This window comes from Xanthomonas citri pv. mangiferaeindicae (assembly GCA_002240395.1).
Taxonomy (GTDB): Bacteria; Pseudomonadota; Gammaproteobacteria; order Xanthomonadales; family Xanthomonadaceae; genus Luteimonas; species Luteimonas citri_A.
Genome location: CP016836.1, coordinates 3,364,447 through 3,385,858 on the forward strand (window position 1 = coordinate 3,364,447; position 21,412 = coordinate 3,385,858).

Genomic DNA, 21,412 nt, shown 5'->3' on the forward strand with positions numbered 1-21,412 from the left:
CGGTTACTGTCCGGTGATGGCGGTCAGCAGGGTGCGGACCTTGGATTCGAGGAAACTCAGCGACGCCCGGTACTCCAGCGCCGCGCGGCCGTAGGCGGCGCGCTCGGCATCAGGATCGACACTGTTGCCGTCCAGACTGGCCTGGGCAGCGACGCGCGCGACCTCGAACGGCGCCAGGGCATCGGCGCCCGGCAGCGGGATGTGATCGGTGCGCTCGCGCAAGCCGGACTGTCCGCCGGCTTCGCGCGCGCGCGCAGCAGCGGCCAGCGCGGCGTTGAAGTCGAGGTCACGGGCCTGAAAGCCCGGTGTGTCGGCGTTGGCCAGGTTGCTGGCGATGAGCTTCATCCGCTGCTCGCGCAGCGGCAGCGCATCGGCCTGCAGCCCGAGATAGGACGAGATCGGATTGGACATGACCGGCCTCCGGCGGAGTTCACCGGTGACCGTGCAAGCGGCGTGCCAAGGCGTGCGGCGTGGCAGCCGCGGCCAGGCTCAGGCGGCGACGAGTCGTCCGCCGGCCGCGTCGGCGACCTCGTGCAGGCGCTTGAGCACTTCGTCGGCCAGGTCGTGCGGGCTGTACTTGGCGACGAACGCGTTCGCGCCCACGCTCTGCACCATCGAGGTGTTGAACACACCCGACAGCGAGGTGTGCAGCAGCACGTACAGATCGGCGAGGCCTGGGTGGCGACGGATTTCCGTCGTCAGCGTGTAGCCGTCCATCGCTGGCATTTCGATATCGGAGACGATCATCGCGTAGCGCTGCGAGGGCGGCTCGCCGGCCGCGTGCAGCTGCAGCAGGTGGTCGAGCGCCTGGCGGCCGTCGGACAGCAGCGTCACCCCGACGCCGAGCTGGTCGAGCACGCTGCGGATCTGCTGGCGCGCGACCCGCGAGTCGTCGACCACCAGCACCTGCATCGGCGGTGCATCGGCCGGCAGCGCATAGTCCGGGGACAGGTCGGCGTCCATCCGCGCCTGCGAGATGTCGGCCAGCACGCTTTCGACGTCGATCACCTGGATCAGCTCGCCCTGGTAGCGGGTGACCGCGGTCAAATAGCCGCCCTCGGCGCCCAGGTCCGGCGGCGGCAGCACGTCCTCGACCGCGATGTTGACGATGCGTTCGACTCCGCTGACCAGAAAGCCCTGCACCGAGCGGTTGAACTCGGTGACCACCAGATAGCCGGGTGGGGCATCGTCGCTGCGCTCGGGATGGCCGATCGCCACGCCCAGGTCGAGCACCGGCACGCTGCGGCCGCGTACGTCCGCCACACCGGCGAACTGCGCCGGCAGCCCCGGCACCCGGAACAGATGCGGTCGGCGCAGGACTTCCTGCACCTTGAAGACATTGACGCCAAAAACCTGACGTCCGCCGAGACGGAACAGCAGCAGCGCCAGCCGGTTGTGGCCGGCGAGGCGGGTACGCTGGTCGATGCGGTCGAGCAGATCCTGCGACATGCCTGCGGTATCGGCCCGCCGACCGACGACTTGAGCCCGGGCCGATGCACGCTGCGGCACGGCGCTTGCATCGGCGGCAGCATCCGTTCGTCCCAGAGGGGCCCGCCATGACCGCCTGCCTGCCGCGTCCCGTCGGAACCGCCTGGCGCCTGGCCGCTGCGCTGCTGGCATGCGCCGGAGCCGCGTCGGTCGTGGCGTCGGATGCCTTCCAGTCGGTCGACTCGATCCGCCTGGCCGCACTGTCGGCGGTCGAAGGCGGCGAGGCCGAGACGGCGCTCGACCCGGCCCTGCGCATGCCGCGGTGCGCCGAGCCGCTGCAGGCCACGCGCAGCGGCGGCGCCACCGTGGAGGTGAGTTGCCCGGCCGGTTGGCGTCTGTACGTCCCGGTCCGCGTGCGGCGCAGCCAGACGGTGCTCGTGCTGGCGCGCGGCGTGGCTTCAGGCCAGACGATCGCGGCCGATGACCTCATCGCCGAACGCCGCGACGGCGCGCGTGTGGCCGGCGCCGCGGTGGCCGATCCTGCCGAGGCCGTCGGTCGCAGCGCCCGCCGCACGCTGCTTGCCGGCAGCGTGCTGACCGCGGGCGACCTGGTGTCGCCGCGGCTGGTGCGCCGCGGCGACACCATCGCCCTGGTCTCGCGCCAGGCCGGGGTCGAGGTGCGCATGGCCGGTCGCGCGCTCGGCGACGCTGGCGAGCGTGAGCGGGTCAGCGTCGAAAACCTGTCCTCGCGCCGGGTGGTGCAGGGCATCGTCGACCCGGCCGGCGACGTGGTCGTGGGACGCTGAGGACGATGCGATCTGGCACCCGACGCCGATTGGCGCTAAAGCTCCGCGGACGGCGGCCGATACCGTCCACGAACCCATTCACGCACTTCGTGTCAGGATCCCTGCCATGACCCACAAGATCGATGGACTCCAGGCGCCGACCGTCCGCAGTGCCGCGCCCGTGGCCGGCGCCCAGGTGGCCCGTGCCGGCGACAGCCGCGACAAGGCGGTCGAAGCCGCCAGTGCCACGGCCGGCGACAGCCTGCGTCTGACCGGCGAGGCGACCGGCCTGCAGGCTTTGCAGCGCGACCTCTCGACGCGACCGGCCTTCGACGAATCGCGCGTCCAGGCCGTGCGTGAGGCGATCGCCTCGGGCAGCTACCGCGTCGACGCCGAGGCGATCGCCTCGCGGATGCTCGATCTCGACGCCCGCCTGGGCGGCTGATCCGATGACGGCGGCACAGGACAGCCTGGCCCGTCTTGCGAGCGCGCTCGCCGACGAGCGCGAGGCGCTGATCGGCCACGATGTCGGCGCGCTGATGCGCTCGACCCAGGACAAGATCGTCGCGCTGCGCGAGCTCGAGCGCTGCCCGGCCGGCGAACTGGCCGGTCCACTGGCCGAGCTGAGCGAGCTCAATCGCGCCAACGGCGCACTGCTGGCCCGGCGCCGCCGCGAGGTGAACTGGGCGCTGCGGCATCTTGGCCGTACCGAGAGCCTGCCCGGCTACGACGCACAGGGCCGCGCCGAGCGCGATTGCCGCAGCCGCGAACTCGCGGTCGCCTGAGCGGCCGCCGCCTGCGGTTAGAATCGCCGGGCGTCCGTAGCCGGCTCTTTGCAGTGCCCCCGATTTTCGATCCCGTCGCCGCACCGCCTCCGACCATGCCCACTTCGGTTCTGTCCTGCATCGAGGAGGGCATCTACCTCTATGCGGGCGACGGCCGCCTGCTGTATGCCAATCCCACCGGCGATGCGCTGCAACGGCTGCATCCGACCTGGGTCGATGACGCCTGCCGGCTCGATGCGCTGCTGCCGGCGCATGCGCTGGAGCAGGCCGAGGCCACCGGCCGCTGGCACGACCAGGTCGCATTCGGCGAAGGCAGCCAGATCGCCGCGCGTCTGTACCGGCTGGCGGCCGACGACGGGCGTTATCTTCTGGTGCTGCAGGACCCGGCCCGGCCGCGACGCGGTGACGACGAACTGCTGCAGCGCCACCGCGAGCTCAACGTCCGCTTCAATGCGGCGCAGGAGCAACTGCTGCAGGCCGAGAAGCTGGCCTCGATCGGCCAACTGGCTGCCGGCGTCGCGCACGAGATCAACAATCCGATTGGCTACGTGCACTCCAATCTCGGCAGCCTGCAGGAGTACGTCGGCAATCTGTTCGCGCTGATCGACGTCTACGAACGCGCACTGCGCACCGACGACCCGCAGGCGATGCGCGCGGAGATCGACGCCACCCGCGAACGCCTGGACATCGACTTCATCAGTCGCGACCTGCCGCAACTGCTGACCGAATCGCGCCAGGGCATCGAGCGGGTCACGCGCATCGTCCGCGACCTGCGCGACTTCTCGCGCTCGGACCGCGAGCACGCCTGGCGCTTGGCCGATCTGCACGCCGGTCTGGAATCGACGATCAACATCGTCTGGAACGAGCTGCGCTACAAGGCCACGCTGGAGAAGGACTACGGCACGCTGCCGATGGTCGAGTGCCTGCAGTCCGAGCTCAACCAGGTGTTCATGAACCTGCTGCTCAACGCCGGCCAGGCCATCGAGACCCAGGGCACCATCGCGGTGCGCACCGGGCACGAGGGCGACGAGGTCTGGGTGGAGATCGCCGATACCGGCAACGGCATCCCGGCCGAGATGCTGCAGCGGATCTTCGATCCGTTCTTCACCACCAAGCCGGTGGGCAAGGGCACGGGCTTGGGGTTGTCGATCTCCTACGGCATCGTCGCCAAGCACCATGGCCGGATCGAAGTGGACAGCACGCCGGGGGCCGGCAGCCGCTTCCGCATCGTGCTGCCGCTACGCCAGCCGGGCGCCCACGCCTGAGTCGACCTGGCGCCGCGCTTACTCCGCGCCGTCGCGCCCGCGCTGCATGTCGTAGGTCCGAAACGCCTGGCGGATGTGGTCGCGCAGCACGTTGTCGTCCCAGGGCTTGGTCAGGAACCGGTAGATCGCGCCGCGGTTGATCGCCTCGGTCACCGTGGCCAGGTCGGTGTAGCCCGAGAGCACCAGGCGGATGGTGTCGGGATAGAGCATCTTCACCCGGCCCAGGAACTCGGTGCCGTCCATCTCCGACATGCGCTGGTCGGACAGGATCACCTGCACCTCGTTGGTCGCCAGCAGGCCGAACGCATCGCGCACGTTGCCGGCGGCCAGGATCCGATAGCCATCGCGGCGGAACAGCCGTACCAGCGCGCGCAGCACGTTTTCTTCGTCGTCGACTAGCAACAGCGTGCGATGTGATTTGGTCGCGGTGAACAGTTCCGGACGCAGATAGCGGCGACGCAGTGCCTGGCCCGCGGTCTCGGCGCTCATCGGCTCGCCGAACAGGTAGCCCTGGAAGTAATCGCAGTCGGCCCGGCGCAGGAAGCCGAGCTGGGCTTCGGTCTCCACGCCGTTGGCGATCACCTTCATGCCCAACTGATGACCCATTGCGATCAGCGCGCGCACGATCGCCGTCTCGCGGCTGCCCGCGGGCGCGGCGTTGATGAAGCTGCGGTCGATCTTGAGGATGTCGGCCGGATAGCGCACCAGCGCGCCCAAGCTGGCCTCGCCGGTGCCGAAGTTGTCGAGCGTGACCCCGATGCCTTCGTGGCGCAGCGTCGAGACCGCCCGATGGACGACGTCGATGTTGGCCCCCAGTGCCCGCTCGTTGAGCTCGAGCACCAGCGAGGACGTCGGCAGTCCAGCCTGCTGCATGCGGCCCAGCAGTCGGTCGACGAACGCCGGATCGAGCAACTGCTGGGTGGTGACGTTCATACCGACAAAGAAATCGTCGAAGCCCTGTTCGCGCCAGGCGCGGATCTGCGCGACCACGCGATCGAGCATCCAATTGCCGATCTGCAGGATCGCGCCGATTCGTTCGGCGGTCGGCAGGAAGCGCTCGGGCAGCAGCAGGCCGAGTGTCGGCGACTGCCAGCGCAGCAGCGCCTCCATGCCGATCACGCGCCCGTCACGGGCGCTGATCTTGGGCTGGTAGCGCAGCCGGAACTCGCCATTGGGCAGCGCCTCGAGAATCTGCCGGCCGATGCCGTTCTCGCCCTGGCTGCGATCGGCGGCCGCATTGCTGTGCAACTGGACGTGCTCGTAGACCGCATGCGAGGCGCGGCGCACGGCGTTCTCGGCCAGTTGCAGCAGGGCCGAGGGCTCGGTGCCGTGCTGCGGACACAGGCTGACGCCGATCTTGGCATCGAGGAAGAGTGTGTAGGGCAGGACCTCGAGCGGGCGCTCGATCTCCTCGACCAGGGCCTCGGCCAACGCCTGCGCCGAGGCGGGTGCGTCGTCGGGCAGCCAGGCGGCGACGACGAACTCGTCGCTGCCGTGGCGCCATACCGTGCCCTGTTCGCCCAGGCTGCTCTGCAGCCGGGCGCCGACCGCCTCGAGCGCGGCGTCGCCGACGTCCGCGCCCATGTTCTGATTCACCGAGGCGAAGTGATCGATGTCCACATGCAGCAATGCCAGCCCACCGCTGCGGGTCCTGGCATCGCGGATCATCTGCGCCAGGGCAGGGTGGCCGGCTCCCAGGCGTTCCAGCGGTGCGGAGATAGGCTGCATCGTGGAATTCTACCGGGTGGCCGCTGCGGTCACGGCGCCGCCTGGACGTCGTAGGGCAGCCGTGCCTCGATCCGGGTGCCGCCGGTGCGCGAGGACGCCGCGTCCAGTTGGCCGCCGACGCTTTGCGCACGTTCGCGCATGATCACCAGGCCCAACCCCTTCGGCGCGCCTTCCGGAAAGCCGACGCCGTCATCGCCGACATGCAGGCACAAGGCGTCGGCATCCTCATACAGCCGCAACGCCACCCGGCTCGCTCTGGCGTGCCGGACGATGTTGGTCAACGCTTCCTGCGCGATGCGGAAACACGCCTGCTCGACTTCGCGGGTCGGCCGGCGCGTCAGCGTCGCGATCTCGACTTCGGCCTGCAGGGCGGCATTGCGCAGCAACCGCGCTGCGTGCGCGCGCAGCGCGGCTTCCAGACCTAATGCATCGAGCTGCGGCGGGCGTAGCAGCACCGAGATGTCGCGCAAGCGCTCGATGGTCGTATCGGCCAGCATCGCGATGTCCTCCAGGTCGTCGCGGCGACGCAGCGCGTCGGTCTCCACCAGCGCGCTACCGGCGGCCAGCTTCATCGCGGTGACCGACTGCCCGATGTCGTCGTGCAACTCGCGCGAGATCGCGCGGCGTTCGTCCTCCTGCAGCGTGAACATGCGGGCCGCGAGCGCACGCAGTTCGGCGTTGCTGACCGCCAGGGCATCGCGCATCCGCTCCACCTCACTCAGGTCACGCAGCACCACCAGCACGCAGTCGCTGTCCTCGTAACGCGTGCGGCTGGCGGTCAGCGAGGCGCGAAAGCCGGTCGCGTCCCGGCGCCGCATGCGCGGGGCCGGCGCGTCGCCCGCCTGCCCGGGGTCGGCGAGCAGCGCGTCGAATGCCGCCCGATCCGCGTCCTCGACCAGCGTCGCGACGGCGACCCCGGCCATCGATCCCGCATAGCCGAACGCCGCCGCGCAGGCGGCGTTGGCGTGGCGGACCTGGCCCCCTGTGACCAGCAGCGTGCCGTCTGGCAAGAGCTCCAGCAGCTCGCGCAGTTCCCGGTCGCGCTCGATGCGCCGGGCGCCTGCGAGCGCGCGCTCGTGATTGCGGACCAGGCGGTCGGCCTGCCGCCGCAGCCACCAGCCGGGCAGCCCGGCTGCCGGAATCAGCATCAGTGCGGCGACCACCAACCGGCCGTCGAACGGTCCTGCGGCCGGCAGCGATGCGGGCAGCAGGGCGCAGACGGCGAGCCACGCCAGTCCGCCGAGCAGACAGCCCAGCGAGACGCGGCGGCCGAATGCGGCGAATCGGCGGCGCAACGCCTCGTCCTGGCGCCGCGCGGCGCGGACGTTCGTGTTTCCCGACCCCATTTGACCGGCTGCCCCGTGCATCGTTCGCTCACGAGTCTACCGGGCTGTTTTCGACAGCGCTCAACTTCGTCCGAAGGTCGCCGCTAACGGACGGTGAGCCAAGTCGCGATCCGCGACATGCCAAGCCGACACGGAGCGAAGCGGTCCAGATGGATGCCGGCGTCATCTCGAGTCTTCTCGATCACCCGCTGTCCGACGGGTTGTTGCTGCTCGACCGCGGCGGACGCTGCCTGGTCGCCAACCCGGCCGCCCGGCGGCGGGGCCTGGACCGCTTGGTGGAGCTGCACGCGCCGTCGTTGTCGCTGCTCTATGCGCGACTGCTCGACGGCGAGCATGCGATCGCTTGCGAACTGCCGGGGCCCGATGCCCCGTTGTACGGCCGGTTGTCCGCGATCTCGATCGATGGCGCCGGGCCGATCGCGTTCTCGTTGAGCGTGAGTCTGTCGGAGGATGTCGAGGACTGGCTGGAAGCGGCCGAGGCGGGCGGCCATGCCCTGTGGCTGTGGGACGTGCGCCACGACCAGTTGCGTGGCTCGGGGACCTGGCATGCGCTGGTCGGCCATCGCGATGGCGCGCCGCTATCGTTCGAGGAGATGAGCCGGCGCGTGCACCCGGAGGACCGCGGGCGCATGCGCGAGGCGATCGGCGCCTATCTGGCCGGGCGCGAATCCTCCTATCTGTGCGAGTACCGCTGCCTGCAGCCCGCCGCGGGCTGGCGCTGGGTGCGCGACAGCGGCCGGATCATCGCCCGCGATGCCCAGCGCGCACCGCTGAAGATGGCCGGCACGCTGACGATCATCGACGATCAGAAACAGCTGGAGCAGCGTCTGCGCGAGCAGCGACGCCTGGTCGAGGACACCCAGCGCCTGGCGGGCATGTCGAGCTGGAGCTGGGTCCCCGCCTCGGGCCTGGTGCATAGCGCGCCCGAACTTCGGCAATTGCTGGGCGTCGGCGACGGCTGTTCGTTGCGCGTGTGGCTGCGCCGCATCCCGCGGGCGCAGTTCCCGATGCTGCGGACCAGTTGGCGCTGCCTGCGCGAGTGCGCCAAGCCGGCCCATTTCGACCTCGTGGTCGATGGCGTCGCCGGCCCGGCGCATCTGCAGATCTGGGCCTCACCCAGCGGCGAGGAGGACGAGCGCGGCTTGCCGGCACGGGTGCTGGCCCAGGTCCAGGATGTCACTCGGCAACGGCATGCCGACGCCGAGGCGCACCGGCGCGGCGACTTGCTGCGACGCGTCGCCGAGCTCGGCCGCATCGGCGGTTGCGAGGTCGACGCCGCCACCCGGCGTCTGCACTGGACCGGGGAGTGCGCCGGTCTGCATGGTCGCGAGGGCGAGTCGCTGGCGCTCGACGAGCTGCTGCGCCACTACACCACCGAATCGCGCGAGATCCTGCAGGTGGCGATGAGTCGCACCGCGGGCGGCGCGCCCACCCAGACCATCGAGCTGTGCTTCTACCGGCCCGATGGCGCGCAGGTCTGGACCCAGGCGGTGGTCGACTACGAGTCCGGCGACGGCCGGCCTGCGCGCTGGTTGGTGCTGTTCCGCGACATCTCCCGCGAGCGCGCGGCCAGCGAGCGCATCGAGCGGCTGGCGCATTTCGACGCGCTGACCGGCTTGCCCAACCGCACCCGGCTGCGCCAGGACATCGAAGCGGCGCTGGTCGCCAACGCGGCCGCCTACCAGGCGCTGCTGCTGCTCGATGTCGCCGGCTTCGGCGGCATCAACGAGGCCCACGGCCATGCCGCGGGCGATGTCGTACTCAAGGCCATCGCCACCCGGCTGCATATGCTGGTCGATGCCGGCGACCTGTTCGGGCGCGTGGGCGCCGACGAGTTCGTGGTGCTGTTGCAGCAGGGCGAGAGCCGGCGCGATGTCGCCAGCAGTGCACAGCGGATCGTCGCCGGACTCTCGGATCCGGTGCCGGTCGGCGGCGAGATCCTGCGCTTTGGCATCAGTGCCGGTATCGCCGTGCGGCCTGCAGGCGTTGGCTTCGACGAACTGCTGCGTGCCGCCGGTGTCGCATTGCACGGCGCGCGCCAGGGCGGACGCAACCGGGTCGAGTTCTACAGCCCCGATGCCTGGCGGCTCGCCCGGCGGCGGCTGGACGTCGAACACGCGCTGCGCGGCGCGCTCGAGCACGAGGAATTTACGCTCGCCTACCAGCCACTGGTTGATATCGCCCGGCGCAGTGTCTCGGGCGTGGAAGCGCTGCTGCGTTGGCAGCACCCCGAGCTCGGGGTCTGTCCGCCGGACGAGTTCATCGGGATCGCCGAGGCGACCGGCGACATCGCCGCAATCGGCGATTGGGTGCTGCGCGAAGCCTGCCGCCAGGCGGCGGCATGGGAAGCGGCCGGCATCGCATTCGGCCGGATGTCGATCAACGTCTCGGCCGTGCAGTTGCGCGATACCGCGTTCGCCAGCCGGGTGCTGGCCGCCTGCGCTGAAGCCGGCTGGCCGCCGGCGCGGCTCGAGCTCGAGTTGACCGAGTCGGCGCTGTTGCACGATACCGAGGCCTTGCGGGCCTGCTTCGACATGCTGGTGGGCGCCGGGGTGGCGCTGGCGATCGACGACTTCGGCACCGGGTTCTCGAGCCTGAGCTATCTGAGCCGTTTCCCGGTGGGCCGACTCAAGATCGACCGCAGTTTCATTTCCGAACTCGGTGGCTCGCGGCGTGCGGTCGAGGTCGCGCGCGCGATCATCCATCTGGGCAAGGCGCTGCGCATGCAGGTGCTGGCCGAGGGCGTGGAATCGATGGAGGACGAGCGGTTGCTGCTCGAATACGGCTGCGACGAAGTCCAGGGCTATCTGTACTCGCGCCCGCTGCCGCCGCGCGAGATGGCACGCTGGTTGCTCGCGCATCACCAGGCCGTCGACGGCGCCACGGCCCGCTGACCACACGCGGGCTAAGGATCAAAACCGGGGTCAGAGTGCAATTTCGCGAGGCGTAATTGCACTCTGACTCCGGTTTGGAGGGCGAAGCCCGCTCGCAGTCGTGCGTCCGAAGGGCATGGCCCCTTCGACGCGCGGCGGGGCAGGGCGCTCTTCCCTCCGCGCGTGGCGCGGTCGGCTGCCCCTGCTGATCGAACGGTCGGAAATGCTGCGCCGCCCGTGCGCAGGAAAGGGCGCGGCCGCGGATGCCAGGCAGTTCCTCACGACCGAATCTCTCCCCCCCGGCGCGGAGGGGAGGTCGAGCCGCAAGTGTCGGCTGGGCGCGCGCGCCTGGCGCGGAAGGCGCCCCCACCCCAACCCTCCCCGCTTTGCGGGGGAGGGTGCCAAGCGAGTCCGTCCTTATCGAACGACTGGAACTGCTGCACCTCCTCCGCGTGCGGGGAGGTCGACGCAGTAGGCGTCGGGTGGGGCACGGGCCTTCCCCGGGACCACCCACTCGCGTCCCTCAGAAGCCGGCGGCGAGGTCCCAGGCGATGCTCGCCTCGATCGGATCGGGCGGCGGCGTCTGGGACGGCGGCACGCGCGCAGCGTCGAGCAGCGCCTGCAGTTCCTCGTCGGCAGCGGCCTCGAGGCGCTGCAGCAGGTCGGCCGGGATCCGGCTGACGGTGGCATCGGCCGGCGCGCTCGGATGCGGCAGCACGCAGGCCCCGGTCGGTGCCGGGGCCTGCGGGGGTGCGCTGTTGGCCGAGCGCGGTTTCAACTCAGAACAACTCGACGGTTCCTGCGCCCATGCTCTCCTGCGCGACCGGCTTGTGCGGCGGCTTTTCCCAGGTCGAGCGTGATTCGCGCAGGCGCTGTCCGATCCGCTGCAGCGCCCGCATCATTTCGTCGTCGAGTGCGCCACCGTTGCGATGCAGGATCTCCTGCAGGTCGATCGCTTCGCGGTTGATCGCGCTCAACCGTTCGAGGTGGGCATGGACGCCCCCAGGGCCTGGGTCGCGATGTCCTCGAACTGCAAGGCCCGCACGGCGTCGCCGACGCTCGAATCGATCGCGCGCCCGCACTCGGAGATCTCGCGCATGCCGTCGCCGAGCGAACGGTTGATCGCGGCCACCTGGGTCAGCATGCCCGCCGCCTCGGCGCGCGCGTCGCGCGAGCGGTCCAGGTCGCGCGACGCCATGTTGGAGACCGTGTCGCGGACCTTGGCGATGGATTCCTTGGACGAATGCGCCAGCTTGCGGATCTGTTCGTTGAACGCGGTCGAGCGTTCGGAGAGGTTGCGGACCTCGTCGGCAACCACCGCGAAACCGCGGCCGGCCTCGCCTGCGCGGGCGGCTTCGATCGCGGCGTTGAGTGCGAGCAGGTTGGTCTGGTCGGCGATCGACTTGACGTCCTCGAGCAGCGCGAAAATGCCATCCAGGTGCCCGGCCATCTCGTCGATATGCGACACGGTGGTCACGCTCTGGCCGCTGACCTGCTCCAGGGCTTCGACCAACTGTTCCATGCGCTGGCTCGCATGCTGGGCGAAGCGGGCGACATCGGCCCCGCCCATGCCGTCCTGGTCGCCGGTATGGTCGAGCAGCCGCCCCATCGCCTGCGCCTGTTGGCGCGACTTGCGGTTCATCGCATCGAAGCTGCTGCCCAGCGCGCTGACCGCTTGGCGGATCAACTCGCGCGCCCGTTCGATCTCGACGCGCGAGCCTTCGATCTCCGCGCCGACGAACTGGCGCAGCTCGGTCAGCAGGTGGTCCTGCTCTTTGAGCACGCGCACCTGTTCGGGCGAACGCCGGGTTTCGCGGCGCAGCAGCCACAGGCCCACGGCCAGCCAGCTGGCGGTGAGGGTCAGCAGGATCGCCCATCGCGCAGGCGCCGCCCAACCGAGCGCGAACGCCAGCGGCAGGAGCAGGGTCAGCGACAACGGCGCGGCGAGGCGGATCAGGATGCGTGCGTACATGGCGCTCTCAGGGAGGTTCTCACGCTCCCGGTATCGGCACCCGGTGGCAGGCCTTTAGCCAACTGCCGACAACCGCATGCGCATCGGCGCATGCGGACGTCGAGATCAGGGCACGCGCCGCGCGATCGACTCGAGCATGCGGCCGCGCGCGAACAGCAGATCCCACTGGGTGCCGCCGAGCTGGCGCCACAGCACCGTCGCGCGCACCGCCGCCAACAGCAGGGCGCGGATCTCGGCGACCACGCTGGCCTGGCCCAGATAGTGTGGTGCGCCCTGGACCATGACCCGCGGCCGCAGTTGACTGATCGTGTCGGCGTACAGCGCGCCCAGCGCGAGCAGCACGTCGGGATGGGCGGCGCCCAGCGACTCGGCCTGCGGCGCGATCCGGCGCAGGCCGGCGCTCACGGCGTCGATGACGTCAGGCTCGGCCGAGAACCGCCGTTCGAGCCGCATCACCGACATCGCGAGCTTGGGCACGCCCTCATCGTGGGGCTGGCGGGTGAGGATGTCGCGCAGCAGGCGCAGCCCGGGCTGCAGCCGCGGCACACCACCGTAGACGTCGGCCACCGAGTCGGCATCGATGCGGAAGACGCTGTCGATAACGGTCTGCGCCGCATCGCCGCGCGACTGGCCGGACTCGGCGGTGGTACGGACTTGCTGGAGGGCCTGGGCGAGCGCGGCGAGCGCGAGCACCCGATCGTCGAAGGAATCGCTCATCGGACAAGTCTAGCGTCTGCGGCGCGCTCCGGCCTGCTTGCGCCTGCCGTGGCGGTGGTCGCAGGCGCGTCGGTCGCCTCGATGACCGCCCCGCCCAGGCAGCGCTCGCCGTCGTAGAGCACCAGCGACTGGCCGGGCGTGACCGCGCGTTGCGGCTGCGCGAAGTGCACCGCCAGGGTGCCGTCGTCGCGCACGTCGACCTCGCAGGTCTCGTCGGGCTGGCGGTAGCGGGTCTGCGCGCTGGCCACGAAGCGGGTAGCCGGCGGCGCACCCGCGATCCAGTGTGCCTGTGCGGTCCAGGTCGTGCGCGACATCAGCCAGGGGCTGTCGCGCTGTTGGTCGACCACCAGCACGTTGTCGTGGACGCGCTTATCGACGACGTACCAAGGCGCGGCCGCGAAGCCGCGCACGCCGCCCAGTTGCAGGCCCTCGCGCTGGCCGAGGGTGAAGAAGAACACCCCGGATGCCGGCCGACCACCCGTCCGTCGGGCGTCTGGATCTCGCCTTCGCGGGCGGGCACATAGCGCGCGAGAAAACTGCGGAAGTCGCGTTCGCCGATGAAACAGATGCCGGTCGAATCCTTCTTCTCGGCCGTCGCCAGGCCATGGGCACGGGCGATCTCGCGGACCCGCGACTTGGGCAGGTCGCCGAGCGGAAACAGCGTCGCGGCCAACTGCGCCTGGCCGAGTTGGTGCAGGAAGTAGGTCTGGTCCTTGCTGCGGTCATGGGCGCGCAGCAGCTGCCAGCCGTTGCGATCGCGTCCTACGCGAGCGTAGTGGCCGGTCGCGATCCGGTTTGCGCCCAGCGCGTGCGCGGCATCGAGGAAATGCCGGAACTTGATCTCGCGGTTGCACAGCACATCGGGGTTGGGCGTGCGCCCGGCCGCGTACTCGGCGATGAAGTGGGCGAACACACCGTCCCAGTACTCGCGCGAAAAGTCCCGAAAATGGATCGGCAGGCCGAGGCGACCGGCCACCGCGACCGCATCGCGGCGATCGTCCTCGGCGCGGCAGCCGCCGCCGTCCTGCGTGTCGTCATCGGCCCAGTTCTGCATGAACAGGCCGGCCACCGGCGTGCCCGCATCGCGCAGCAGCAGCGCGGCGACCGACGAATCGACCCCGCCCGACAGCCCGACGACGACGTCCGGCGCGCTCATCGCAGCTGACGCAGCAACGACAGCGGGTGACGCTGTCCGGCCAGGCAGTCGGCGACGACCTGCCAGACCAGCGGGCTGCGGTGGCGCGCGGCCTCGGCGCGCAGTGCTTCGGGCGTGAGCCACAGCGCCTGGACGATGCCGTCGTCGAGCGCGCGGTCCGGGTCGTGGGCCAGCGGCCTGGCGACCACGGCCACGCGGATGAAGTGGCGGCCGTCGGCCTCGCCCGGGCGCGGTGGGGATTTCCACTGGTACAGGCCGATCAGTGCGGTCGGCTCGACCGTCCAGCCCGACTCTTCAAGCGTCTCGCGCACCGCCGCATCGACCAGCGCCTCGTCGGGCTCGAGATGGCCCGCCGGCTGGTTGAGCACCAGGCGCCCATCCACCCGCTCCTCCACGCACAGCACCCGTCCGGCATCGAACACGACGCTGGCCACGGTCACGTCGGGCTGCCAGAAGCGCCCGCTCACCACACCGCCCCGACGACGGGTCGCAGCGCGGCCGCGCGCGGTCGGCAACTGGCCACGAGCCCAGCGGGCGCAACGCGGACAGGGGCGGGAAACGGGCGGGGCGGGAAGCGAAGGCGCATGGGGATCGGGGTGGGGGCGTGGCGGCATTGTCCCCCCGGCGCTCCCGACGCGTCCATCGCCGGCGCTTATAATTGCGCCATGAGCCGCAGACACCAGCACGAACACGACCACGGCACCATCGTGGAGACCAGCAGGCCGGAAGTGGCGCCACCGCCACTGTATTCGGTGCTGCTGCTCAACGACGACTACACGCCGATGGACTTTGTCGTCGAGATCCTGACCCGGTTCTTCGCCCTCGACATCGAGCGCGCCACCCAGGTCATGCTGCACGTCCATACCCGTGGCCGCGGGTGTGCGGGGTCTACAGCCGCGAAGTCGCCGAGTCGAAGGTCGCGCAGGTGAACGAATACGCACGACTGAACCTTCATCCCTTGCTGTGCACGATGGAGAAGGCCTAATAAGAGCCGGCTGACAGGACCGGGGCAGGGATGGAAAAGCCGGGTCCGGGCCCCCACTCAGGGTTGCAGTGATTCCGGAGGCTCCGCCCCATGTTCAGCAAAGATCTCGAGTTCACGATCGGCCAGTGCTACAAGCGCGCCCGCGAGGCCCGCGACGAGTACATGACGGTCGAACACCTGCTGCTGGCCCTGCTCGAGAACCCGTCGGCAGAGTCGGTGCTCAAGGCTACCGGTGCCGACTTCGCCCGCCTGCGCGGCGATCTGGAACAGGCCATTCTAACCTCGGTGACCAAGCTCGCCGATGAGGACACCCGCGACACCCAGCCCACGCTGGGCTTCCAGCGGGTCCTCCAGCGCGCCGTCTACCATGTCCAGTCCTCGGGCAAGAAGGAGGTCACCGGCGCCAATGTGCTGGTGGCGATCTTCGGCGAGAAGGACTCGCACGCGGTCTATTACCTCAACCAGCAGGACGTGACCCGGCTGGATGTCGTCAATTATCTGTCGCACGGCATTGCCAAGACCGGCGGCGAGGAGCCCGAGAGCGCGCACGAGGACGGCGCCGCAGGCGCAGGCGGCGAGGGCGAGGCCAAGGGCGACGCGCTCGCTGAGTTTGCCAGCGACCTCAACGCCGCCGCGCGCGAGGGACGCATCGATCCGCTGGTGGGCCGGGCCGAGGAGGTCGAGCGCACGATCCAGGTGCTGTGCCGCCGTCGCAAGAACAACCCGCTCTACGTCGGCGAGGCCGGTGTGGGCAAGACCGCGATCGCCGAAGGTCTGGCCAAGCGCATTGTCGACGGCGAGGTGCCCGAGGTGCTGAGCGAGGCGACGATCTATTCGCTCGACCTCGGCGCGCTGGTCGCCGGCACCAAGTACCGCGGCGATTTCGAGAAGCGCCTGAAGGCCGTGCTGTCGGCGATCAAGAAGCATCCCGGCGCGATTCTGTTCATCGACGAGATCCACACCATCATCGGTGCCGGGTCGGCGTCGGGCGGCACGATGGATGCCTCGAACCTGATCAAGCCGGCGCTGTCGTCGGGCGATCTGCGCTGCATCGGCTCGACGACGTTCCAGGAGTACCGCGGCATCTTCGAGAAGGACCGTGCGCTCGCCCGGCGCTTCCAGAAGATCGACATCGTCGAGCCGACGGTCGGCGAGGCCTACCAGATCCTGCTGGGCCTCAAGCCCAAGTACGAGGCGCATCACGACGTGACCTACGCCGACGACGCGCTGCAGGCAGCGGTCGACCTGTCGGTCAAGCACATCGCCGACCGGCTGCTGCCCGACAAGGCGATCGACGTGATCGACGAAGCCGGCGCCCGCCAGCGGCTGCTGCCCGAGGGGGTGCGCAAGGCGCTGATCGATGTCGAGGAGGTCGAGACGATCGTGGCCAAGATGGCGCGCATCCCGGCCAAGCAGGTCAGCGCGACCGACAAGGACGTGCTCGAGCACCTCGAGCGCAACCTGAAGATGGTGATCTTCGGCCAGGACCCGGCGATCGAGACCCTGACGTCGGCGATCAAGCTGGCCCGTTCGGGCCTGGGCGATCCCGACAAGCCGATCGGCAACTTCCTGTTCGCCGGTCCCACCGGCGTCGGCAAGACCGAAGTCACGCGGCAGCTGGCGCTGCAGCTGGGCATCGAACTGGTGCGCTTCGACATGTCTGAGTACATGGAGGCGCATTCGATCAGCCGCCTGATCGGCGCGCCTCCGGGCTACGTCGGCTTCGACCAAGGCGGGCTGCTGACCGAGAAGATCGTCAAGACGCCGCACTGCGTGTTGTTGCTCGACGAGGTCGAGAAGGCGCATCCGGACATCTTCAACATCCTGTTGCAGGTCATGGACCGTGGCGTGCTGACCGACACCAACGGCCGCGAGGCGAATTTCCGCAATGTGATCGTGGTGATGACGACCAATGCCGGCGCCACCCAGGCCTCGCGCCGGTCGATCGGTTTCATGCGCCAGGACCACAGCAGCGATGCGATGGAAGTGATCCGCAAGAGCTTCTCGCCGGAGTTCCGCAACCGGCTCGACGCGATTGTGCAGTTCCAGTCGCTGGGCCTGGACCACATCCTGCGCGTGGTCGACAAGTTCATGATCGAGCTCGAAAGCCAGCTGCACGAGAAGGACGTCACGCTCAGCGCCACGCCGGCTGCGCGCGACTGGCTGGCCCAGCACGGCTTCGACCCGCAGATGGGCGCGCGGCCGATGTCGCGGGTGATCCAGGACAAGATCAAGCGCCGCCTTGCCGACGAATTGCTGTTCGGCAAGCTGATGGGCGGTGGCCGCGTGGTGGTGGATGTCGAGGACGGCGAGCTGACGGTGCAGACCTTCGCCGAGCCCGAGCGCCTGCTCACCGCGACCGTGGAGTGACGCGCGCGTGGCCGCCGGTTCTCCGGCCGGCGCGCGCAACGCGAAAAGGCAGCCCTTGGGCTGCCTTTTCGTCGTCCAGCGACGGAGCGCGTCGCTTGGGAGCGTTTCGCTTACTTCATGCGGTAGGTGATGCGACCCTTGGTGAGGTCGTAGGGCGTCATCTCGACCTTGACCCGGTCGCCGGTCAGGATGCGGATGTAGTTCTTGCGCATGCGTCCGGAGATATGCGCAATGATTTCGTGGCCGTTCTCGAGCTTGACGCGGAACATGGTGTTCGGGAGCGTCTCGGAGACCGAGCCTTCGAATTCGATGACGTCGTCTTTCGCCATTCGTGTTGGGTACTCGTCGTTAGGGAGCCGCGCTGAAGCCGCGCCGGCAAAGTCGCGTATTGTGGCACGGCCTTGGCGGTGATGCAAAAGACTGAGGCCTTGTGATTGGCTTATCTCTCGAGTGCTGAGGCGTGGGACCACTCCGGGTGGGCAGCGGCCTGCCGGCCGGAAGCCGCTTTTCCCTCGGCAAGGCATCCTGCCTTGACTCGGGCGCGCGCCATCCATGGCGCGCTCGACGCAGCCACCGGCCACCAGTCCGCTGCCATAGATGTTTGTAACCCGACTTCGGAGACGCAGAGTCGCCTGCTGGAAGAAGTCGCGCACTGTCGGCCTCAGTGCGTCGTGCCGGCCGGGGATTGCGATAGCGGGCCAGGGATGGCCCGCGGCGGCGAGTCAGCCATGGATGGCTGACCGAGCCGGGGAGCAGTCCCCGGCCGGCGCGACGCGCGCGCCGAAGACGAACACACTGATCGAGTGAGCAGAAGTAAGATGCCCCCCCCTCGCTTCGGCGAAGAACTCTCACTGATTGTCCGCCAGTCCGGAGGTCGGGGCGGGGCTCAGGGTGTCCCGGCAGCAGTCTGGCCCGCGCGTTGGGCGAACATCGCGGCATGCTGGTTCCCGAACGGCTGGGTCCAAGCGCCGGCGACGGGGGGCGGTTGTTCGACAAGCCCGGCGATCGCCTCGGCGAAGCGCGGGCGGGGCCATTGCGCGGCGCCCAGTGCTTCCAGGTGCGGATTGCCGACCTGGGCGTCGATCAGTGGCATCTGCCAGTGATGGAGCTGTCGGGCGAGGGCGCCGAGGGCGAGCTTGGAGCCGCCGGAAACCTCGCTGAACATGCTCTCGCCGAAGAACATCCGGCCGATCGCGACCCCGTAGATGCCGCCGACCAGCCGGTCGCCCGCAAAGACCTCGACGCTGTGGGCCAGGCCCACGCGATGCAGCGCGGCGTAGGCAGCCTGCATGGCGTCGGTGATCCAGGTCCCGTCCTGGCCGGGGCGCGGGGCGGACGCGCAGGCTGCGACGACGGCCTCGAACGCGGTGTCGGCCCGCACCTGCCAGTCGCAGCGGCGCAGCTGGCGCACGAAGCGCCGCGGCAGGGCGAACGTCGCGGTCTCGAACACCGTGCGCGGGTCGGGCGACCACCACAGGATCGGCTGGCTCTGGGAGTACCAGGGAAAGATGCCCTGTCGGTAGGCATTGGCCAGCCGTGCCACCGACAGGTCGCCGCCGAACGCCAGCAGGCCGTCCGGGCGGCGCAGGGCCGAGGCCACCGGCGGAAACGGCGCCAGCGGGTCGTCGTCCAACTGCGGCAGGTGCAGGCTCAGCGCAGCGCGTCCGCGCGGAAGGGGCCAGTCGCACCCAGTGAGGCGGCGTAGCCGCGGATCGCCTCGGCCTCCTGCGCGCACCAGTCGCGCAGCGCCTCGCGGAAACGTGGATCGGCGATCCAGTGGCGGCTGTGCACGAACGCCGGCAGGAATCCGCGCGCAAGTTTGTGCTCCCCCTGTGCCCCGGGCTCGAAGCGGGCCAGGCCCTCGCGCAGGCAGTAGGCGATGCCCTGGTAGTAACAGGTCTCGAAATGCAGGCCGGGCAGGGCGATGCTCGCGCCCCAGTAGCGGCCGTACAGCGTGTCGCCGCCGCGCAGGCACAGCGCGCCAGCGACCGGCACGCCGGCCAGGTCGGCGAATACCAGCACCAACTGCCGCGGCATCGTGCGCGCCAAGTGGCGCAGGAAGTCCAGCGTCAGCGCCGGTGAGTTGCCGTACTCGGCGAAGGTCTGCAGGTAGAAGGCGTGCATCGTCGCCAGGTCGTCATCGCTGGCCTCGTCGCCGTGCAGCACCCGGAACACGACGCCGGCGCGCGCGACCTTGGCGCGTTCCTGGCGGACGTTCTTGCGATGCTTGTGATCCATCGCGCCCAGATAATCGTCGAACGTCGCCCAATCGCCGGGATTGCGCCAGTGGTACTGCACGTCGATCCGGGGCAGCCAGTCGTCGTCGAAGGCGGCGGCCTCGCTGCCTGGGTGGAAGTTCACGTGCGCCGACGACAGTTGCGCGGCCTCGACCTGGGCGCGCATCGCCGCGAGCAGCGCCGCCTTGGCCTCAAGGGTGCGCGCCAGCAACCGCGGCCCGGTCACTGGCGAGTAGGGCACCGCGCAGAGCAGCTTGGGGAAATAGTCCAGGCCGTGGCGGGCATAGGCGTGCGCCCAGGCGTGATCGAAGACGAACTCGCCATGCGAGTTGGCCTTCAAATAGGCCGGCGCCGCCGCGACGAGTGTGCCGCCATCCCACAGGGTCAGATGGTGCGGAGTCCAGCCCCAGTCCTCGCGCAGGCAGCCTTCCGATTCCAGGCCGGCGAGAAAGGCGTGCGCGACGAAGGGATTGCCGTCGTCCGACAGCGCGTCCCAATCCTCCGCGGCGACCCCGTCGAGACTGCGGACGATGCGCAGCGTGCTCACGTGCCCCAAACCCTCGCCGCTGCGTCCCGGAGCGCCGCGCGGTCGCCCTCGAAGGCCATTGCCTCGAGAGCGCGGGCGAGGGCCTGTTCTGCCTGCCGGCGCGCGGCTGCGGCGAATGCCGGGTGGCCGGTCGCCGCGATCGCTGCCAGCCCTTTCTGCAGACGGATGCCCACTTCCAGCAGGCCGGCACCATCACGTGCCAGCAGCGGGAACACATCCTCGAAGACATCGTCGATCGTGATCGACGGCACGAACACGCGCGCATGGCGAGGACCATCGCTGGCCGTGTCCGTCGCCGCCCATTCGCAGAGCAGCCGAGTGGCCGTGCCGACGACGTCGATCGCGGTTCCGCTGTCGTTGGTCGCGGGCGACAGGGCCCGGCTGCCGATCTCGGTCAGCACGACCAGGCCATAGCGCGGATCCTGGTCGAAGTTGCGTTCATCGCCGATCGTGAAGGCGTCGCGCAGGGCCTCGAGCGTCTCCTCGTCCGGCCGCGCGCCCTCGACGACCAGCAGCGGCCGGCCGGGCGCGGCGAATGCGCCAGAGCGCGACAGCACGTGTACCACACACGTCCGATCGGCCGCGATCTGCGCCAGCCGCGCCACGTCGACGTGCTCTACATAGCCGACCCGGTCGGCCTCCACCGGATGGCCGACATCAGGCGCGCCCATGCCGGGCGCACCACCCAGGTGAGGCGCGCGCAGATGCGCCTGGATCGCGCGGCGTGTCGCGGCCTCGACCAAGTTGATCGTCGCGCCCAGCCGTCCGAAACTCGATAACTGCTCGATCCAACGCAGCAGGGTCAGCGTGATCAGCACGATCACCAGCACTGTCGCTGCGAACAGCACCACGCGACCGCTGTCGCCGTAGAGGCCGGTGCTCAGCGCGATCAGGCCGACCACCGAGAACAGGAAGGCGCCGATGAATGTCGCCAGCGCACTCTGCGCCGCGCTGTCAGCGATCAGCAGGCGGGTCGCGCGCGGGGTCGCGCCAGTCGAGGCCGAGCTGTAGGCCGAGACCATCGTCGACAGCGAGAACGTGGTGACCGCGAGCATCGAGGCGGCGAGGATGCTGAGCAGGTTGCCGACCGAATCGGCGCCGATCCGGCCGGCCAGCGACTCCGGGATCCAGGTCTTGACCAGCGCGCCGACCAACGCGGTGACCACACCCAGGGCGCAGTACACGGTCGCACGGACCCACATGCGCCGACCGTGCCGG

Annotated in this window: 17 protein-coding genes and 3 pseudogenes; 7 read left to right on the top strand and 13 right to left on the bottom strand. The window is 69.8% G+C overall.

Translation table 11 applies throughout. The features are described 5' to 3' along the window. Window positions 1–3 precede the first annotated feature (3 nt). Both BEN78_14645 and BEN78_14650 read right to left on the bottom strand, forming a co-directional pair. Window positions 4–411, bottom strand: coding sequence for a flagellar basal-body rod protein FlgB (locus BEN78_14645; GenBank protein ASR44421.1), 408 nt, complete (start codon window positions 409–411; stop codon window positions 4–6). Between the two features lie 78 nt (window positions 412–489). Then, window positions 490–1,449 carry a chemotaxis protein CheW gene (locus BEN78_14650; protein ID ASR44422.1) on the bottom strand — a complete coding sequence of 320 codons (960 nt, stop codon included), beginning with the start codon at window positions 1,447–1,449 and terminating at the stop codon, window positions 490–492. Window positions 1,450–1,598: 149 nt separating this feature from the next. Between BEN78_14650 and BEN78_14655 the strand changes: the two genes are divergently transcribed. The 4 genes from BEN78_14655 to BEN78_14670 all read left to right on the top strand — a co-directional run bounded on the left by BEN78_14655 (window position 1,599) and on the right by BEN78_14670 (window position 4,263). Further along, entirely contained in the window at window positions 1,599–2,234 is a 636-nt protein-coding gene (locus tag BEN78_14655; protein ID ASR45164.1) for a flagella basal body P-ring formation protein FlgA, read from the top strand. A 106-nt stretch (window positions 2,235–2,340) separates the two neighbouring features. Then, on the top strand, window positions 2,341–2,658 hold the full coding sequence (locus tag BEN78_14660) for a flagellar biosynthesis anti-sigma factor FlgM (GenBank protein ID ASR44423.1): 318 nt from the start codon (window positions 2,341–2,343) through the stop codon (window positions 2,656–2,658). Window positions 2,659–2,662: 4 nt separating this feature from the next. Further along, window positions 2,663–2,998, top strand: coding sequence for a flagella protein (locus BEN78_14665; GenBank protein ASR44424.1), 336 nt, complete (start codon window positions 2,663–2,665; stop codon window positions 2,996–2,998). A gap of 95 nt (window positions 2,999–3,093) precedes the next feature. Further along, complete coding sequence (locus BEN78_14670) at window positions 3,094–4,263, top strand: histidine kinase (GenBank protein ASR44425.1); 1,170 nt, start codon at window positions 3,094–3,096, stop codon at window positions 4,261–4,263. 18 nt (window positions 4,264–4,281) lie between these two features. On the opposite strand, the gene BEN78_14675 is transcribed toward BEN78_14670, so the two are convergent. Then, the gene (locus BEN78_14675) at window positions 4,282–5,991 is read right to left on the bottom strand and encodes a c-di-GMP phosphodiesterase (protein ID ASR44426.1); all 1,710 of its coding nucleotides are present in this window, start codon (window positions 5,989–5,991) and stop codon (window positions 4,282–4,284) included. A gap of 29 nt (window positions 5,992–6,020) precedes the next feature. Further along, entirely contained in the window at window positions 6,021–7,337 is a 1,317-nt protein-coding gene (locus tag BEN78_14680) for a hypothetical protein (GenBank protein ASR44427.1), read from the bottom strand. 149 nt (window positions 7,338–7,486) lie between these two features. On the opposite strand from BEN78_14680, the gene BEN78_14685 reads away from it, so the two are divergent. Next, window positions 7,487–10,231: a hypothetical protein gene (locus BEN78_14685; GenBank protein ASR44428.1), complete on the top strand. Its 2,745-nt coding sequence runs from the start codon at window positions 7,487–7,489 to the stop codon at window positions 10,229–10,231. A 502-nt stretch (window positions 10,232–10,733) separates the two neighbouring features. Here BEN78_14685 and BEN78_14690 read toward each other — a convergent pair. From BEN78_14690 to BEN78_14710, 5 genes and pseudogenes are all read right to left on the bottom strand, one after another. Further along, window positions 10,734–10,988: a hypothetical protein gene (locus BEN78_14690; protein ID ASR44429.1), complete on the bottom strand. Its 255-nt coding sequence runs from the start codon at window positions 10,986–10,988 to the stop codon at window positions 10,734–10,736. 1 nt (window position 10,989) lies between these two features. Then, window positions 10,990–12,182, bottom strand: a pseudogene (locus BEN78_14695) (chemotaxis protein). Window positions 12,183–12,287: 105 nt separating this feature from the next. Then, window positions 12,288–12,899: a lysogenization regulator HflD gene (locus BEN78_14700; protein ID ASR44430.1), complete on the bottom strand. Its 612-nt coding sequence runs from the start codon at window positions 12,897–12,899 to the stop codon at window positions 12,288–12,290. After that, window positions 12,896–14,055: pseudogene (locus BEN78_14705) on the bottom strand (tRNA 2-thiouridine(34) synthase MnmA). Before BEN78_14705 ends, BEN78_14700 begins: the two are co-directional and overlap by 4 nt. Continuing rightward, window positions 14,052–14,525, bottom strand: coding sequence for an NUDIX hydrolase (locus BEN78_14710; protein ASR45165.1), 474 nt, complete (start codon window positions 14,523–14,525; stop codon window positions 14,052–14,054). Before BEN78_14710 ends, BEN78_14705 begins: the two are co-directional and overlap by 4 nt. Before the next feature lie 195 nt (window positions 14,526–14,720). Between BEN78_14710 and BEN78_14715 the strand changes: the two are divergent. Together BEN78_14715 and BEN78_14720 are read left to right on the top strand one after the other, a co-directional pair. Further along, a pseudogene (locus BEN78_14715) lies at window positions 14,721–15,040 on the top strand (ATP-dependent Clp protease adapter ClpS). Between the two features lie 90 nt (window positions 15,041–15,130). Next, window positions 15,131–17,410 carry an ATP-dependent Clp protease ATP-binding subunit ClpA gene (locus tag BEN78_14720; protein ID ASR44431.1) on the top strand — a complete coding sequence of 760 codons (2,280 nt, stop codon included), beginning with the start codon at window positions 15,131–15,133 and terminating at the stop codon, window positions 17,408–17,410. 110 nt (window positions 17,411–17,520) lie between these two features. On the opposite strand, the gene BEN78_14725 is transcribed toward BEN78_14720, so the two are convergent. The 4 genes from BEN78_14725 to BEN78_14740 form a co-directional block, all read right to left on the bottom strand. Next, window positions 17,521–17,739 carry a translation initiation factor IF-1 gene (locus BEN78_14725; GenBank protein ID ASR44432.1) on the bottom strand — a complete coding sequence of 73 codons (219 nt, stop codon included), beginning with the start codon at window positions 17,737–17,739 and terminating at the stop codon, window positions 17,521–17,523. Window positions 17,740–18,296: 557 nt separating this feature from the next. Next, entirely contained in the window at window positions 18,297–19,064 is a 768-nt protein-coding gene (locus tag BEN78_14730) for a leucyl/phenylalanyl-tRNA--protein transferase (protein ASR45166.1), read from the bottom strand. Further along, window positions 19,061–20,194, bottom strand: coding sequence for a GNAT family N-acetyltransferase (locus tag BEN78_14735; protein ASR44433.1), 1,134 nt, complete (start codon window positions 20,192–20,194; stop codon window positions 19,061–19,063). The genes BEN78_14730 and BEN78_14735 overlap by 4 nt, the downstream gene beginning before the upstream one ends. After that, window positions 20,191–21,396, bottom strand: coding sequence for a hypothetical protein (locus BEN78_14740; protein ID ASR45167.1), 1,206 nt, complete (start codon window positions 21,394–21,396; stop codon window positions 20,191–20,193). Before BEN78_14740 ends, BEN78_14735 begins: the two co-directional genes overlap by 4 nt. Between the last annotated feature and the right edge of the window lie 16 nt (window positions 21,397–21,412).

Coding starts and splice junctions, on each gene's coding strand:
- BEN78_14675 (ASR44426.1), bottom strand. CDS start 5,991: ATGCAGCCTATCTCCGCACCGCTGGAACGCCTGGGAGCCGGCCACCCT.
- BEN78_14680 (ASR44427.1), bottom strand. CDS start 7,337: ATGGGGTCGGGAAACACGAACGTCCGCGCCGCGCGGCGCCAGGACGAG.
- BEN78_14670 (ASR44425.1), top strand. CDS start 3,094: ATGCCCACTTCGGTTCTGTCCTGCATCGAGGAGGGCATCTACCTCTAT.
- BEN78_14720 (ASR44431.1), top strand. CDS start 15,131: ATGTTCAGCAAAGATCTCGAGTTCACGATCGGCCAGTGCTACAAGCGC.
- BEN78_14660 (ASR44423.1), top strand. CDS start 2,341: ATGACCCACAAGATCGATGGACTCCAGGCGCCGACCGTCCGCAGTGCC.
- BEN78_14665 (ASR44424.1), top strand. CDS start 2,663: ATGACGGCGGCACAGGACAGCCTGGCCCGTCTTGCGAGCGCGCTCGCC.
- BEN78_14645 (ASR44421.1), bottom strand. CDS start 411: ATGTCCAATCCGATCTCGTCCTATCTCGGGCTGCAGGCCGATGCGCTG.
- BEN78_14700 (ASR44430.1), bottom strand. CDS start 12,899: ATGAGCGATTCCTTCGACGATCGGGTGCTCGCGCTCGCCGCGCTCGCC.
- BEN78_14740 (ASR45167.1), bottom strand. CDS start 21,396: ATGTGGGTCCGTGCGACCGTGTACTGCGCCCTGGGTGTGGTCACCGCG.
- BEN78_14650 (ASR44422.1), bottom strand. CDS start 1,449: ATGTCGCAGGATCTGCTCGACCGCATCGACCAGCGTACCCGCCTCGCC.
- BEN78_14725 (ASR44432.1), bottom strand. CDS start 17,739: ATGGCGAAAGACGACGTCATCGAATTCGAAGGCTCGGTCTCCGAGACG.
- BEN78_14685 (ASR44428.1), top strand. CDS start 7,487: ATGGATGCCGGCGTCATCTCGAGTCTTCTCGATCACCCGCTGTCCGAC.